The 13,988-nt window shown below is 63.4% G+C and carries 13 protein-coding genes; 7 read left to right on the top strand and 6 right to left on the bottom strand.

Annotated features, from left to right (window positions below):
• Positions 1–14: 14 nt before the first annotated feature.
• Together eat and KU43P_RS24070 are read right to left on the bottom strand one after the other, a co-directional pair.
• Positions 15–1,463 (bottom strand): ethanolamine permease, encoded by a 1,449-nt coding sequence (gene eat, locus KU43P_RS24075; RefSeq protein ID WP_317659999.1) that lies wholly within the window; start codon positions 1,461–1,463, stop codon positions 15–17.
• 196 nt (positions 1,464–1,659) lie between these two features.
• Positions 1,660–3,180, bottom strand: a complete 1,521-nt coding sequence (locus KU43P_RS24070) for an aldehyde dehydrogenase family protein (RefSeq protein ID WP_317659998.1) — start codon at positions 3,178–3,180, stop codon at positions 1,660–1,662.
• Positions 3,181–3,437: 257 nt separating this feature from the next.
• Here KU43P_RS24070 and KU43P_RS24065 point away from each other — a divergent pair, with 257 nt between their 5' ends.
• From KU43P_RS24065 to KU43P_RS24050, 4 genes are all read left to right on the top strand, one after another.
• The gene (locus KU43P_RS24065) at positions 3,438–5,450 is read left to right on the top strand and encodes a sigma-54-dependent Fis family transcriptional regulator (protein ID WP_317659997.1); all 2,013 of its coding nucleotides are present in this window, start codon (positions 3,438–3,440) and stop codon (positions 5,448–5,450) included.
• 66 nt (positions 5,451–5,516) lie between these two features.
• Positions 5,517–6,866, top strand: a complete 1,350-nt coding sequence (gene mpl / locus KU43P_RS24060; protein WP_317659996.1) for a UDP-N-acetylmuramate:L-alanyl-gamma-D-glutamyl-meso-diaminopimelate ligase — start codon at positions 5,517–5,519, stop codon at positions 6,864–6,866.
• The gene (gene ubiX, locus KU43P_RS24055) at positions 6,863–7,492 is read left to right on the top strand and encodes a flavin prenyltransferase UbiX (RefSeq protein WP_236237795.1); all 630 of its coding nucleotides are present in this window, start codon (positions 6,863–6,865) and stop codon (positions 7,490–7,492) included. Before mpl ends, ubiX begins: the two co-directional genes overlap by 4 nt.
• The gene (locus KU43P_RS24050; protein WP_317659995.1) at positions 7,489–7,776 is read left to right on the top strand and encodes a YceK/YidQ family lipoprotein; all 288 of its coding nucleotides are present in this window, start codon (positions 7,489–7,491) and stop codon (positions 7,774–7,776) included. Before ubiX ends, KU43P_RS24050 begins: the two co-directional genes overlap by 4 nt.
• A 43-nt stretch (positions 7,777–7,819) precedes the next feature.
• Here the strand turns inward: KU43P_RS24050 and KU43P_RS24045 are convergent, their stop codons facing one another.
• The 3 genes from KU43P_RS24045 to KU43P_RS24035 all read right to left on the bottom strand — a co-directional run bounded on the left by KU43P_RS24045 (position 7,820) and on the right by KU43P_RS24035 (position 10,800).
• Positions 7,820–8,464, bottom strand: coding sequence for an oxidoreductase (locus tag KU43P_RS24045; RefSeq protein ID WP_317659994.1), 645 nt, complete (start codon positions 8,462–8,464; stop codon positions 7,820–7,822).
• A 27-nt stretch (positions 8,465–8,491) separates the two neighbouring features.
• Entirely contained in the window at positions 8,492–10,225 is a 1,734-nt protein-coding gene (locus tag KU43P_RS24040) for a C13 family peptidase (RefSeq protein WP_317659993.1), read from the bottom strand.
• A gap of 119 nt (positions 10,226–10,344) precedes the next feature.
• Positions 10,345–10,800 carry a MaoC family dehydratase gene (locus KU43P_RS24035; protein WP_317659992.1) on the bottom strand — a complete coding sequence of 152 codons (456 nt, stop codon included), beginning with the start codon at positions 10,798–10,800 and terminating at the stop codon, positions 10,345–10,347.
• A 143-nt stretch (positions 10,801–10,943) separates the two neighbouring features.
• Here KU43P_RS24035 and KU43P_RS24030 point away from each other — a divergent pair, with 143 nt between their 5' ends.
• The 3 genes from KU43P_RS24030 to KU43P_RS24020 are packed head-to-tail and all read left to right on the top strand — an operon-like array spanning position 10,944 to position 12,619.
• Entirely contained in the window at positions 10,944–11,306 is a 363-nt protein-coding gene (locus KU43P_RS24030) for a CidA/LrgA family protein (protein ID WP_317659991.1), read from the top strand.
• The gene (locus KU43P_RS24025) at positions 11,303–12,019 is read left to right on the top strand and encodes an LrgB family protein (protein WP_317659990.1); all 717 of its coding nucleotides are present in this window, start codon (positions 11,303–11,305) and stop codon (positions 12,017–12,019) included. The genes KU43P_RS24030 and KU43P_RS24025 overlap by 4 nt, the downstream gene beginning before the upstream one ends.
• A gap of 9 nt (positions 12,020–12,028) precedes the next feature.
• Positions 12,029–12,619: an LON peptidase substrate-binding domain-containing protein gene (locus tag KU43P_RS24020; protein WP_317659989.1), complete on the top strand. Its 591-nt coding sequence runs from the start codon at positions 12,029–12,031 to the stop codon at positions 12,617–12,619.
• Positions 12,620–12,671: 52 nt separating this feature from the next.
• On the opposite strand, the gene KU43P_RS24015 is transcribed toward KU43P_RS24020, so the two are convergent.
• A complete protein-coding gene (locus tag KU43P_RS24015; protein WP_317659988.1) occupies positions 12,672–13,988 on the bottom strand; it encodes a bifunctional DedA family/phosphatase PAP2 family protein in 1,317 nt (438 codons plus the stop codon).

The raw sequence follows: 13,988 nt of genomic DNA, 5'->3' as shown, positions 1-13,988 counted from the left end.
GCGGGTGTCGGCGATCAGTGCAGGGCCTCTTCGGCCTTCTGGATCGCGGCGAATTCCTCTTCCGGTGTGCCCGCCACCAGGTGATGACGGCTGTAGAACGCAAAGTAGGCAATCAGTACCGCATAGATCACCGCCGCGCCAATCACCACCCGTGGGTCGACCAGGAAGCCGGCCACGACCGCGATGCAGGCCAGCACCAGGGCCAGGCCCGAGGTGAAGATGCCACCTGGGGTGCGATACGGGCGCTCCATCTTCGGCCGGCGAATACGCAGGGTGATATGCGCGGCCATCATCAGTACATAGGACAGCGTAGCGCCGAACACAGCAACCAGGATCAAGAGGTCGCCCTGGCCGGTCAGCGACAGGGCGAAGCCGATGATGCCAGGGATGACCAGGGCCAATACCGGCGCCTTGCTCTTGTTCGTTTCGGACAATTTGCGCGGCAGGTAGCCCGCACGGGAAAGTGCGAAAATCTGCCGCGAATAGGCATAGATGATCGAGAAGAAGCTGGCGATCAGGCCGGCCAGGCCGACCAGGTTCACGAAGCCTCCCATCCAGGTGGAGCCGCCGTACGCCTTGGCCAGTGCCTCGACCAGCGGGTTGCCGGAGGCCTTGAGTGCTTCGGCCCCGGCGCCGCCTGGGCCGACTACCAGGATCAGCAGGGCGAAGGCCAGTAGCACCAGCATCGCGCCGATCAGGCCGCGGGGCAGGTCGCGTTTCGGGTTCTTGGTTTCCTCGGCGGCTAGCGGCACGCCTTCGACCGCAAGGAAAAACCAGATCGCGTAGGGGATTGCCGCCCACACGCCGACATAGCCGAATGGCAGGAAACTGCTCGCCCCGACTGCATCGGTCTGGGCGATGTCGAACAGGTTCGCTGCATCAAAATGGGGCACCATGCTCACCAGGAATACCGCCAGGGCAATGGCGGCGATGGCGGTGATGATGAACATCAGCTTGAGCGCTTCACCGACGCCGAAGATGTGGATGCCGATGAAAATGATGTAGAAGGCCAGGTAGATCATCCAGCCGCCGATGCCGAACAGTGACTGGCAGTAGGCGCCGATGAACACCGCGATGGCGGCCGGGGCGATGGCGTATTCGATCAGGATCGCCGTACCGGTGAGAAACCCGCCCCATGGGCCGAAGGCACTGCGGGCGAAGCCGTAGCCGCCGCCTGCGGTGGGGATCATCGACGACAGTTCGGCCAGCGAGAAGCACATGCACAGGTACATGGTGGCCATCAGCAAGGTGGCGAGGAACATGCCGCCCCAGCCTCCCTGTGCCAGGCCGAAGTTCCAGCCGGCGTAGTCGCCGGAGATCACGTAGGCGACGCCCAGGCCCACCAGCAGGACCCAGCCGGCGGCGCCTTTTTTCAGTTCACGTTGCTGGAAATAGTCCGAGCCGACTTTTTCGAAGTCGACCGATGCACCTGCCGGCGCACCGGCGGAATGATCGCTTGGCATAGATTCACCTGTTTTTTTTCTTGGTGGCCAGAGGGGTTCCGGCCCGTGGTGATGGGGATTGCAGGAAGCGAGCCAGAGAGGTTCTGGGTGGCTGTAACGGCCCTATCGCCGGCAAGCCGGCTGCCACAGGGGAACACTCCCTGTAGGCGCCAGCTTGCCGGCGATGGGCTGCAAGGCAGCCCCAGGCCGGCCTGGTTTAGAAGAAGCCCAGCGGATTGATGTCGTAGCTCACCAGCAGGTTCTTGGTCTGCTGGTAGTGGTCGAGCATCATCTTGTGGGTTTCACGGCCGACGCCGGACTTCTTGTAGCCACCGAATGCGGCATGCGCCGGGTACAGGTGGTAGCAGTTGGTCCACACGCGGCCAGCCTTGATGCCGCGGCCCATGCGGTAGGCGCGGTTGATGTCGCGGGTCCACACACCGGCGCCGAGGCCGAACTCGGTGTCGTTGGCGATCGCCAGGGCTTCGGCTTCGTCCTTGAAGGTGGTGACGCTGACCACCGGGCCGAAGATTTCTTCCTGGAACACGCGCATTCTGTTGTTGCCTTTGAGCAGGGTCGGCTGAATGTAGTAACCGGTGGCCAGCGAGCCTTCCAGCTTCTCGACCTTACCGCCGGTCAGCAGCTCGGCGCCTTCTTCCTGGGCGATCTGCAGGTACGACAGGATCTTCTCGAATTGCTGCTGCGAGGCCTGGGCGCCGACCATGGTGTCAGTGTCCAGCGGGTCGCCGCGCTTGATCTGCAGCACCTTCTTCATCACCACTTCCATGAACTGCGGGTAGATCGACTCCTGCACCAGGGCACGCGACGGGCAGGTGCACACTTCGCCCTGGTTGAAGAACGCCAGCACCATGCCTTCGGCGGCCTTGTCGATGAAGCTCGGCTCGGCCTGCATGATGTCTTCGAAGTACACGTTCGGCGACTTGCCGCCCAGCTCGACGGTGGACGGGATGATGTTCTCGGCGGCGCACTTCATGATGTGCGAGCCCACCGGGGTGGAGCCGGTGAAGGCGATCTTGGCGATGCGCTTGCTGGTGGCCAGGGCTTCGCCCGCTTCGCGGCCATAGCCTTGCACCACGTTGAGCACGCCCGGCGGCAGCAGGTCGCCGATCAGCTCGACCAGCACGGTGATGCCCAGCGGGGTCTGCTCGGCTGGCTTGAGCACCACGCAGTTGCCCGCGGCCAGGGCCGGGGCGAGCTTCCAGGCGGCCATCAGGATCGGGAAGTTCCACGGGATGATTTGCCCGACCACGCCCAGCGGCTCATGAATGTGGTAGGCCACGGTGTTTTCGTTGATCTCGGCGGCGCCGCCTTCCTGGGCGCGGATGCAGCCGGCGAAGTAGCGGAAGTGGTCGACGGCCAGCGGGATGTCGGCGTTGAGGGTTTCGCGGATTGGCTTGCCGTTGTCCCAGGTTTCGGTGATGGCCAGGACCTCGAGGTTCTGCTCGATGCGGTCGGCGATCTTCAGCAGCACGTTGGAGCGGTCCTGGACGGACGTGCGGCCCCAGGCGTCGGCGGCGGCGTGGGCGGCGTCGAGGGCCTTGTCGATGTCTTCGGCAGTGGAGCGGGGGAATTCTGCGATCAGTTTGCCATTCACCGGGGAGGTGTTTTCGAAGTACTGCCCCTTGACCGGAGCTACGAACTCACCACCGATGTAGTTGCCGTAGCGGCTCTTGAAGGAAACCTTCGCGCCCTCGGTACCGGGATGTGCATAACGCATGGTGTGTCTCCTGGTTAATTGTGTTTGTTGAGGAGTTAAGAAGCGTAGAGCAAAGGCCGGGCCAGCGTGGCGAGCCTCATGTGAATCAATGATTTAGGTCATTGTTCAGTACTCTCCGGTCAGTCGTTGTACCGATGCTGGTACGGCGGGGAGTGACACTCTGTACCGTTTGCGACACGCTCGATGACGGTGCATTGCAAAGCCTGGTGGGGTGGAGGATGCTGGGGTGAGTGTCTATCTGCGGAGAACAACAACCAATGCAGAACAATCACTTCAGCCGCCATGCCCAGCAGGTTCATACCGTCGCCCGTGGCGAAGCTGGTAGCGACCCTTCGATAGCCCGCTCCTGGCTGCGCTGCCTGGAGGACTATCACCTCGACCCTTCGGTGATCGAGGCGCCGGTGGTGCTTGAACACGGTCGGTTGCTGGAAAGCCGCGAGCGTCTGCACCAGGTGCTGACAATCGCCAACGGCGAAATGAACAGCCTGCACCAGCAGCTTTCAGGCACCGGTCATGCGGTGTTGCTCACCGATGCCCGTGGGGTGATCCTCAATTGCGTCACCGCGCCCAGCGAGCGGCGCATCTTCGAGCGCGCCGGGCTGTGGCTGGGCGCGGACTGGAGCGAGGCCCGCGAGGGTACCAACGGCATCGGCACCTGCCTGGTCGAGCGCCAGGCCCTGACCATTCATCAGGACGAACATTTCCGAGGTCGCCATACGGGTTTGACCTGTTCGGCCAGCCCAGTGTTCGATCCCCATGGCGAGCTGCTGGCGGTGCTTGATGTATCGTCGGCGCGGCCGGATGTTTCGCGCCAGAGCCAGTTTCACACCATGGCCCTGGTCAACCTCTCGGCGAAAATGATCGAAAGCTGTTATTTCCTGCGTCACTTCGAGCAGCAGTGGCTGCTGCGTTTTCACCTGCAGGCCGAGTCTGTCGGTTTGTTCAGCGAAGGGCTGCTGGCCTTCGACGGCGATGGCCGCATCTGCGCCGCCAACCAGAGCGCCCTCAATCTGCTGGGCAGCATTCGTGGTGGCGTGCTGGGCAAGCCGCTGGAGCGGTTTTTTGCCTGTAGCCATGACGAGTTGTTCAACCGTGCGATGCCTGACGGCAGCACGGCTTGGCCGCTGCATACCCACGATGGCCGCCAGGTGTTCGCCAGTGTGCGTGGCCAGCCGCGCACGCCACTGTGGTCGGTGCCCGCCAGCCTGCCGCGGATGCGCCCGCAAGCGGAGCCGGGAATTTGCCTGCTGGACCCGGCATTGCAGAACGACTTCCGCCGCGCCGTGCGGGTCTTCGAGCGCGACGTGCCGCTGTTGTTGCGTGGCGAGACAGGCTGCGGCAAGGAAGCTTTCGCCCAGGCTGTGCATCAGGCCAGTCAGCGTCGCGGCAAGCCCTTCGTGGCGGTCAACTGCGCGTCGATCCCCGAAAGCCTGATCGAGAGCGAGCTGTTCGGCTACCGGGGCGGCAGCTTTACCGGCGCGCGCAAGGAAGGCATGCGCGGCAAGCTGTTGCAGGCCGATGGCGGCACGCTGTTGCTGGACGAGATCGGCGACATGCCGCTGGCCCTGCAGACCCGCCTGCTGCGCGTACTGGAAGAGCGCCAGGTGGTGCCGATCGGCGGCGAGGCGCAGGCAGTGGATGTGCGTATCGTCAGCGCGACCCACCGGGATCTGCTGGAGCGGGTGGAGCAGGGCAGTTTTCGCGAGGACCTGTACTACCGGCTCAATGGGTTGGAGGTAGCATTGCCGGCAGTGCGCGAGCGCAGCGACAAGGCGCAGTTGCTGGATTTCCTGCTGCGTCAGGAGGCGCAGGGGCAAACCATCGAACTGCAGCCCAAAGCGCGGCAAGCGTTGCTGGACTTTGCCTGGCCAGGCAACGTGCGGCAGATGCGCAATGTGCTGCGGACCTTGGTGGCACTCTGTGAGCACGACCGCATAACAGTGGCCGATCTTCCTGCAATCGTCTTGAACACTGCTGGCGAGGGCTTTGCCCTCGATCGCCGGCAAGCCGGCTCCCACAGGCCCGGTGTGGCCGTTGAGGGAGGCGCTCTCGCTGAAGCAGGTGCTATTCCTGAGGCAGGCACTGTCCCTGTGGGAGCCGGCTTGCCGGCGATAGGGCCGGTACTGCTGGCAAATGCCGAACGCCACGCCCTGCTGGCCGTGCTGGAAGCAAAACACTGGCACCTGACCCGCGTTGCGAAGCACTTGGGCATAAGCCGCAATACCTTGTATCGAAAACTGCGCAAGCACGGCATCGCCAGGGGCGTCTGAACGAAACATCGGGTGCGATTTCCCGCTTCCTGGGCTACCCTGCCTCGAAGTTTTGCGAGGTCGACCATGCACATTCATATTCTCGGTATTTGCGGCACTTTCATGGGCTCGCTGGCGGTGCTGGCCAAAGAGCTCGGCCACCGCGTCACAGGCTCCGACGCCAACGTCTACCCTCCGATGAGCACCCAGCTACAAGCCCAGGGCATCGAGCTGACCCAAGGCTACGACCCGGCCCAGCTGGACCCGGCGCCAGACCTGGTGGTGATCGGTAATGCGATGTCGCGGGGCAACCCGGCGGTGGAGTATGTTCTCAACAAGGGCCTGCCTTACGTCTCCGGCCCGCAGTGGCTGGCCGACCATGTGCTGCAGGGCCGTTGGGTGCTGGCGGTGGCGGGCACCCACGGCAAGACCACCACCAGCAGCATGCTGGCCTGGGTGCTGGAGCACGCCGGCATGAGCCCGGGGTTCCTGATCGGTGGTGTGCCGCAGAACTTCTCGGTGTCGGCGCGTTTGGGCGATACCCCGTTCTTCGTGGTCGAGGCCGACGAATACGACAGCGCGTTCTTCGACAAGCGCTCGAAGTTCGTGCATTACCACCCGCGTACCGCGATCCTCAACAACCTTGAGTTCGACCATGCGGATATCTTCCCTGACCTGGCATCGATCGAACGGCAGTTCCACCACTTGGTGCGCACCATTCCGAGCGAAGGCCTGGTCATTCACCCGACTACCGAGCAGGCCCTTGAGCGCGTCATCGGCATGGGCTGCTGGACCCCGGTACAAACCACCGGTGAAGGCGGCCAATGGCAAGCGCGCCTGCTCAGCCCCGACGGCTCGCGTTTCGAGGTGCTGTTCGGGGGCCAGGCCCAGGGCGTGGTTGACTGGGCGTTGACCGGCCAGCACAACGTCGCCAACGCTTTGGCCACTCTGGCAGCCGCCCGCCATGTGGGTGTGGCACCGGCCATGGGCATCGAAGGTTTGAGCGCTTTCAAGAGCGTCAAGCGGCGTATGGAAAAGGTCGCTGATGTGCAAGGCGTGACCATCTACGACGACTTCGCCCACCATCCGACTGCGATCGCCACCACCCTCGACGGTCTGCGCAAGCAGATAGGCGAATCGCCGGTTATCGCGATCATCGAACCGCGCTCCAACTCGATGAAGCTGGGTGCGCACCGCGACGGCCTGCCGGAGAGCGTCAATGACGCCGACCAGGTGATCTGGTACGCGCCCGCCAACCTGGGCTGGGACTTGGCCGCCACCGCCGCGCAGTGCAAGGTGCCGAGTGTGGTAGCCGACAGCCTCGAGGCGATCATCGAGCGGGTCAAAGGCCAGGCGCGCCCGGGGACGCATGTGGTGATCATGAGCAACGGCGGCTTTGGCGGCCTGCACGGCAAATTGGCCGAGGCCCTGAAGTGAGCGGGCCGGAACGCATTACCCTGGCCATGACCGGCGCCTCCGGGGCGCAGTATGGCCTGCGCCTGCTCGACTGCCTTGTGCGCGAAGACCGGGAAGTGCACTTCCTGATTTCCAAGGCCGCGCAATTGGTGATGTCCACCGAAACCGACGTGGTGCTGCCGGCCAAGCCTCAGGCCATTCAGGCATTCCTGACCGAGTACACCGGCGCTGCCGATGGGCAGATCCGCGTATATGGCAAGGAAGACTGGATGTCGCCGGTGGCCTCGGGCTCCGGCGCCCCGGCGGCGATGGTGGTGGTGCCTTGCTCCACCGGCACCCTGTCGGCCATTGCTACCGGCGCATGCAACAACCTGATCGAGCGTGCGGCAGACGTGACCCTCAAGGAACGACGCCAGCTCATTCTGGTGCCCCGTGAGGCGCCGCTGTCGACCATCCACCTGGAGAACATGCTCAAGTTGTCACAGATGGGGGCGGTGATTCTGCCAGCGGCGCCGGGCTTCTATCACCAGCCACAGACCATCGATGACCTGATCGATTTCGTGGTAGCGCGCATCCTCAACCTGCTGAACATTCCACAGGACATGTTGCCGCGCTGGGGTGAGCACCATTTCGGGGTGGATGATTGAAGCGTGCGCTGGCCGCTTTGCTGGCCGTCAGTGTGCTCAGTGGTTGTGCCACGGTGCGTACGCTGGATGCGAACAAGCCTGGAGCGCCGGTGGTTTACGCCGGTACTCGGCTCGACCTGTATGCGATGAACGGTGGGTGCTGCCCGATGGATCGTTTCGGCGCCGAGGCACCGGCTTATCCGGGGCTGGACCTGCCGGGCAGTGCGTTGCTGGATACCGTATTGTTGCCGCTTTCGTTGCTCACTGCAGCGGGGATTGGTTTTCAGGCTACTGGTGGTCTTTAAGGCCCTTTCGCCGGCCTGCCGGCGAAAGGGCTTTCAGACGTAACTATTTCTTGCCGAGCCTGCGCAGCTCATCGGACTCAATAACCCGAATCCCGTCTTCCTCTTCCAGCGCCAACCGCCACAGCGCCCGCGCCAGCGTGCATGCTTCGATCCCCCGATACTTGCCCGGCATCAGCCGCGAAAACGGTGAAGCCAGCCGCTCGCCCAGGCGCGGCTCGATACGCTCGCCCAGCAGCAACGACGGCCTGACAATGGTCAACTGCGGCCAATCCTGAGCCTTGAGTGCCTCTTCCATCTCGCCCTTGACCCGGTTGTAGAAGATCGATGACTTGGGGTCGGCGCCGATCGCACTGACCACCAACAGGTGCCGTGCGCCCATTTCCCGCGCGCGCTTGCTGAACGCCACCACCATGTCCAGGTCGACGGCGCGGAACGCTTGTTCCGAACCGGCCTGCTTGAGGGTGGTGCCCAGGCAGCAGTAGGCGATATCCACACGCCCAGCCAGCTGCGGGAGAAACACCGCAGGGTCACCGACAGGGTTCTCCAGGTGCGGATGCTCGGCCAGCGGACGACGGGTCGGCGCCAGCACGCGGCTGATGGTCGGTTCGTTGAGCAGGCGATCGAGCAGGTGTTCACCGGTAAGGCCTGTTGCTCCGGCAAGCAGGACATGCTGAGGCGTCAAGTACATGATGTCTCTCCTGTGTTACACACAAGCTTAGTGGTTGCCGGGGGTTTTTTCCTGTTCCCCCGCCTTGGCTTGTGCGGCATTACGCAAGGCTTCTTCCGCTTGCTGCTGACGCAGGCGCTGCCAATGTGCCAGTACTGCGGGAGGGGCCCAGAGCTGTGGCTCGGAGGCCTCGAAACCTTCCCTTCCTTCACGTTCGGCAACGCTCTTGCGCGCCAGTTCAAACGCCTGTTTCAAGTCATCGGTCTGGTTCAGCGCCTCGGCGAAGAGCGCATCGCCAAAATAAGTGAAGTCCGCTTCTTCCGAGCAGCCGAAGGATACCCGGTCGGCGCGTGCGGCGGTCATGATCACGGTGCGGTCATCTTTCAGCGGGGCGATGTAGCCACCGGAATAGCAGGCGGAGATGACGATTATCTTGTCGCGGTCTTTGAGCGGCGCTAGGGCGCTGGCCAGCTCGTCGGCGGTCAGGTCGGCCAGTTGCAGGCGCGGCTGGTCGAGCACCAGTTGGTGATCCTGGCTGCCGTGGCTGGTCAGGTAGATGAACACCAGGTCTTCCGGGCCGCTGCGTTCGGCCAGGGTGCGGGCGGCGCGGGTCAGGCTCTCGCGGGTGGCCATGGGCCGGGTCGCCATCTGGTCGCGGTGGTTGACCAGGGTGACCTGACCACGGGCACCAAAGCGTACCTTGAGCATGTTGCTGACATAGTCGGCCTCGCGCAGGAACACGCTCTGCTGGCCGTCGCCCGCCAGCACCAGGCTGTAGAGCTGGATGGGTGGGGCTGAGCGGGGCACGCGGGCCAGGGCATCTTCCAGCAGGCGGCCCTGATTGAGCAGGGCCAGGTCCAGCGGGTCGGGGAGCAGCATGCCTTTGTGGTCGCGAACGCGTACACCATTGACCCAATAGCCGCTTTCGACCATGCCATTGGCCAAGGTCAGCTTGCCGTGGCCCTGGTAGGCATCGTTATCGAAGCCGCCGATGTACTTGCTGCCATCGGGTAACTGCAAGCTGCCCTGGCCGGACAGGCGCCAGTCGACGAAATGGCCCTTGTAGTGGCTGCCGTCGCTGCCCAGCATTTCGCCTTCGCCGACCAGCGAGCCGTCCTTGAACTCGCCAATCCACACATCGCCGTCGGCATTCTCGTAGCGACCGCGGCCCTCGAGGCGGTTGTCCTTGAATTCGCCGATGTACTGCTCGCCATCGACGCTGTCGTAGGTGCCGCTGCCTTGCAGCAGGCCATCGACGAAGCGGCCGCTGAACTGGTTACCGCTGGCGTCGCTGCGCACCCCGGCGCCGTTGGGCTTGCCCTTGGCGAACAGGCCCTGGTAACGGCTGCCATCGGCCATTTCGAGTTCGCCCGCGCCTTCGTACTGGTCGTCCTTGAATTGGCCGCGGTAGCTTTGATCGGCCTGCTTGAGCGTACCTTCGCCATCGCGCCGGCCATGGCTGAAGGTGCCGGCATAGTGGCTGCCAGGCGTGGTCAGGTCGCCCAGGCCCTGGAACAGTCCACCGACGAACTGGCCGCGATAGACTTCACCATTGCTACCGTGCCATTCGCCCTGGCCATGCCATTGGCCATCCTTGAAACCACCGGCGTACCAACTGCCATTGGGGTAGTCGATTCGCCCTTCGCCCTGCAGCAGGCCGTCCACCACGTGGCCGCGGTAGCGACCGCCATCTGGCAGGCGCGCATCCGGAGGCGAAAGTGCTTCGCCATCACCGCAGGCAGCAAGCATCAGGGACAGGGCGAGTGGCAGCAGAGGACGCATGTCGGAATCCGGGCAAAAGGTCTACCGAGTATGCCGCAGAATGGGTGGGCTGAGGTATGGCTGGCGGGGTGGAAATATCGGATGGTGTCATCGCGGGCAAGCCCGCGATGAGGGCCGGGTCAAACGAAGCAGAGCGACAATGGCTGGGCAATGTAGGCCGGTTTCTCCTCGCCTTCGATCTCCAGGGTCGCGGTAGCCTTGAGCAACCACTGCCCGGGCTTCTTCTCGGTCACTTCCACCAGGTCCACTTTCAGTCGCACGTTGCTGTCGACTTTCACGGGCTGAATGAAGCGCACGCTGTCCAGCCCGTAGTTAACGACCATTTTCAGCCCTTCAGGCACCACCAGCAGGTCCATCATCAATTTGGGTATCAGCGACAAGGTGAGAAAGCCATGGGCAATGGTGCTGCCGAACGGCGTCTTCGCAGCCTTTTCCGGGTCGACATGTATGAACTGGAAATCGCCGGTGGCCTCGGCGAACAGGTTGATGCGCTGTTGATCGATCTTCATCCAATCGGAACGTCCCAGTTCCTTTCCAACGTACTGCGACAGCTCGGTAACCGGTACAAAAGGCATCGCGACTCTCCAGATTGTCATTTGGTACGAAGGTGCAAGATCAGCACGGCTGATCGATTGAGTCAAGATGTCCGCTTTTCGGCGAATATCGGCTTATCGACGGGGCATGCTTATAATGGCCGGCATGCCCGAAGGAGTTATTTATGCTGTTGCGTGGTTTGACCTGGCTGGTGCTGTTTCAACTGCTGGGTACGGCAATCAATCATCTGTGCGTGCCGATGCTGCCTGGGCCGATCATCGGCCTGTTGCTGTTGCTGTTCTTCCTCATGGCCCGGGGTGAGGTGGGCAAACCACTGAACGAGGCGGCCAGCAGCCTGTTGCGCTACCTGCCGTTGCTGCTGGTGCCGCCGGCGGTTGGGGTCATGGTCTATGCCAAGGACATTGCCGCCGACTTCTGGGCCATCGTGGGGGCATTGCTGATCTCCTGCCTGGTTACCCTGGTGTTCGTTGGGGTGCTGATGCAGAAGCTCATGCACCGTCAGGGCAAGCGCGAGGAACAGCCATGATCCTCGATTGGCAAGGTGCGCTGGATGCCGTGGTTCACCACCCATTGTTCGGCATCGGCATTACCCTGGGCGCGTACCAGGTCGTGCTGGCTGCCTACGAGCGCACGCGCTGGATCTTCCTGCAGCCCGTGCTGGTGTCCATGGTGCTGGTGATCGCCGTGCTGCTGCTCTGTGGTATCGACTACCGTGAATACCGCAAGAGCACCGAAATCATGAACATCCTGCTCGGCCCCGCCACCGTGGCGCTGGCAGTGCCGCTCTACCTCAACCTGCGGCGCATCCGTCAGCTGTTCTGGCCGACATTTACTACGCTGGTAATCGGAGGCCTGTTCGCCACGCTCTGCTGCCTGCTGCTGGGCTGGTGGTTCGGTGCTGAACACATGATCCTGATGACCATGGCGCCGAAATCGGTCACCTCACCGATTGCCATGCTGGTGGCCGAGCAGATTGGCGGCGTGGCGGCACTGGCGGCCGTGTTCGTGTTGATTACTGGTGTGATCGGAGCCATTTTCGGGCCCGCGTTGTTGACCCGCTTCGGCGTGCACAGCCCCGAAGCACGTGGCATGTCACTGGGCGTAACCGCGCATGCCGTGGGTACGTCGGTGGCCCTGCAGGAAAGTGACGAGTGCGGCGCGTTTGCTGCATTGGCGATGAGCCTGATGGGGGTGGCCACGGCGGTGTTCCTGCCGTTGGCGGTCAGCCTGGTGGCTTGAGGAGTTGTGATGACGCTACCGCTGTTTCCGCTTGATACCGTGCTGTTTCCCGGCTGCCTGCTGGATTTGCAGATCTTCGAGGCGCGCTACCTGGACATGATTGGCCGGTGCATGAAGCAAGGCACCGGCTTTGGCGTGGTGTGCATCCTTGAGGGTGAGCAGGTGGGCAAGGCGCCGCCGGTGGTCGCATCGATTGGTTGCGAGGCCCAGATCCGTGATTTCGTCCAGCAGGAGAATGGCTTGCTGGGTATTCGCGTAGAAGGGGTACGGCGCTTCGAGCTGAGCCAGACCGAGGTGCAGAAGGACCAGTTGCTGCTCGGCGAGGTGCACTGGTTGCCGGAGCAGCCGGACAGCCCGCTGACCGAGCACGACGATGACCTGCTGGCACTGCTGGTGGCCCTGGGCGAGCATCCGATGGTCGAAGCGCTGGACATGCCGCGCGAGGTGGATGGGCGCCAGGCACTGAGCAATCAGCTGGCGTACCTGCTGCCGTTCATGGAGGAGGACAAGCTGGACCTGCTGGCGATCGATTCGCCGGCGCAGCGGCTAGCGGAGATTCAGAAGCTGCTGGAGCGGATTCAGGCCGAGCTGTTTGCCTGAGGCATTTGCAGCGCCCTTATCACCGGCTTGCCGGCGATAAGGGCGCTATAGATCAATACTGATAGCGCAGCAACGCTTGCGGCAACGCATGCATGGCAAAGAAAGCCAGCAACGCGACACACGCCGGCAGCACCAGCCACCACACCCGCTGCGGCAGGGCATTGAGCGGCTGATGATGCTGCACCAGGGTTAGGCTCACCGCACACACGCAGCAGGCCAGCAAGGCCCCTGCCATGATGTCAGTCGGCCAATGCGCCCCCAGATATACCCGCGACAGGGCGATCGCCAGCGCCGGTATGCAACCGAGCATCACCCACGTCAGGCGCATGCGCGGTGGCTGCCCACGCCCTGCCAGTACCGCCATTACCAGAAAGAACGCAAACGACGCGGAGCTGTGCCCGCTGGGCATGCTGTAGCTGGTCAGTGGGTCGCTCAGCACCTCCGGCCGAGCGCGAGCGAACAACCACTTCAGCGTGCCATTGGCAATCGCCGTGCCCATCAACGCGCCGCCTGCGAACATGGCATGGCGCCATTGGCGGGCGAGCAGCAACAGGCCGGTCAGCAGGCCGCCGAGGAACAATTGGGTGCGGAAGTCGCCCAGACGTGTTACCAGCACCACTGTGCCATCGAGGGCCTGGCTGCGATGTTCCTGCACCAGTGTCATCACCCCTTGGTCGAACTCGTGCAGATACGGCCAACCCAGGAACACGCCGGCAAGGGCCAGGAAGCTCAGGCCGGCGATCAGCCGTGTGCCGTGGCGCTGGTCGCGGATGCTGCTGCTCAGGCTCAGGCCGATGACCACCGCCAATGTGCCCGCAATGATACCTGCGTCCAGCCAGAAGCCTTCCGGCAGGGGCAGGCGCATGGCCGCACCCGTGGCCCAGCCGGGCAGCAGGTAGGCTACCGACCAGCCCGCGCCAGCCACCAGGCTGACCGCGATGAAGCGCGGCAGCGGCATGTCGAACATCCCTGCCACCATCGGCAGCATGGGGCGCAGCGGGCCGATGAAGCGGCCTACCAGCAGGCTGGCGATGCCATACCGATGGAAGTAGGTTTCGGCGCTGCCGATCCATTCCGGATGGTGGCGCAGCAGCGGCAGGCGCCGAATGTTCTGGTGGAAGTACTTGCCGATGGCGTAGGACAAGGCGTCACCGAGCACGCCGCCAAGGAACCCCAGCAGCAAGGTTTCCCCCAGGGTGAAGGCGCCGCTGCCGGCGAGTACGGCTACCGCGAACAGCAGCACGGTACCGGGCACGATAATACCGGCGATGGCCAGGCACTCGATGCAGGCCACCAGAAAAATTGCCACGCCAAGCCACTGTGGGTTGGCGCTCAGCCAGCCGGTCAGGCTGTCGAGCCATTGGCCCAT

Source organism: Pseudomonas sp. KU43P (assembly GCF_033095865.1).
In the GTDB taxonomy this organism is placed as follows: domain Bacteria; phylum Pseudomonadota; class Gammaproteobacteria; order Pseudomonadales; family Pseudomonadaceae; genus Aquipseudomonas.
The sequence above is the reverse complement of the archived record's forward strand: the minus strand, read 5'-3'. Positions and strand labels throughout refer to the sequence as shown.

What these genes read in the sequence shown, in the direction of transcription:
- eat (WP_317659999.1), bottom strand. Translation starts at nt 1,463, where the DNA reads ATGCCAAGCGATCATTCCGCCGGTGCGCCGGCAGGTGCATCGGTCGAC.
- KU43P_RS24070 (WP_317659998.1), bottom strand. Translation starts at nt 3,180, where the DNA reads ATGCGTTATGCACATCCCGGTACCGAGGGCGCGAAGGTTTCCTTCAAG.
- KU43P_RS24065 (WP_317659997.1), top strand. Translation starts at nt 3,438, where the DNA reads ATGCAGAACAATCACTTCAGCCGCCATGCCCAGCAGGTTCATACCGTC.
- mpl (WP_317659996.1), top strand. Translation starts at nt 5,517, where the DNA reads ATGCACATTCATATTCTCGGTATTTGCGGCACTTTCATGGGCTCGCTG.
- KU43P_RS24045 (WP_317659994.1), bottom strand. Translation starts at nt 8,464, where the DNA reads ATGTACTTGACGCCTCAGCATGTCCTGCTTGCCGGAGCAACAGGCCTT.
- KU43P_RS24040 (WP_317659993.1), bottom strand. Translation starts at nt 10,225, where the DNA reads ATGCGTCCTCTGCTGCCACTCGCCCTGTCCCTGATGCTTGCTGCCTGC.
- KU43P_RS24035 (WP_317659992.1), bottom strand. Translation starts at nt 10,800, where the DNA reads ATGCCTTTTGTACCGGTTACCGAGCTGTCGCAGTACGTTGGAAAGGAA.
- KU43P_RS24030 (WP_317659991.1), top strand. Translation starts at nt 10,944, where the DNA reads ATGCTGTTGCGTGGTTTGACCTGGCTGGTGCTGTTTCAACTGCTGGGT.
- KU43P_RS24025 (WP_317659990.1), top strand. Translation starts at nt 11,303, where the DNA reads ATGATCCTCGATTGGCAAGGTGCGCTGGATGCCGTGGTTCACCACCCA.
- KU43P_RS24020 (WP_317659989.1), top strand. Translation starts at nt 12,029, where the DNA reads ATGACGCTACCGCTGTTTCCGCTTGATACCGTGCTGTTTCCCGGCTGC.
- KU43P_RS24015 (WP_317659988.1), bottom strand. Translation starts at nt 13,988, where the DNA reads ATGGGCCAATGGCTCGACAGCCTGACCGGCTGGCTGAGCGCCAACCCA.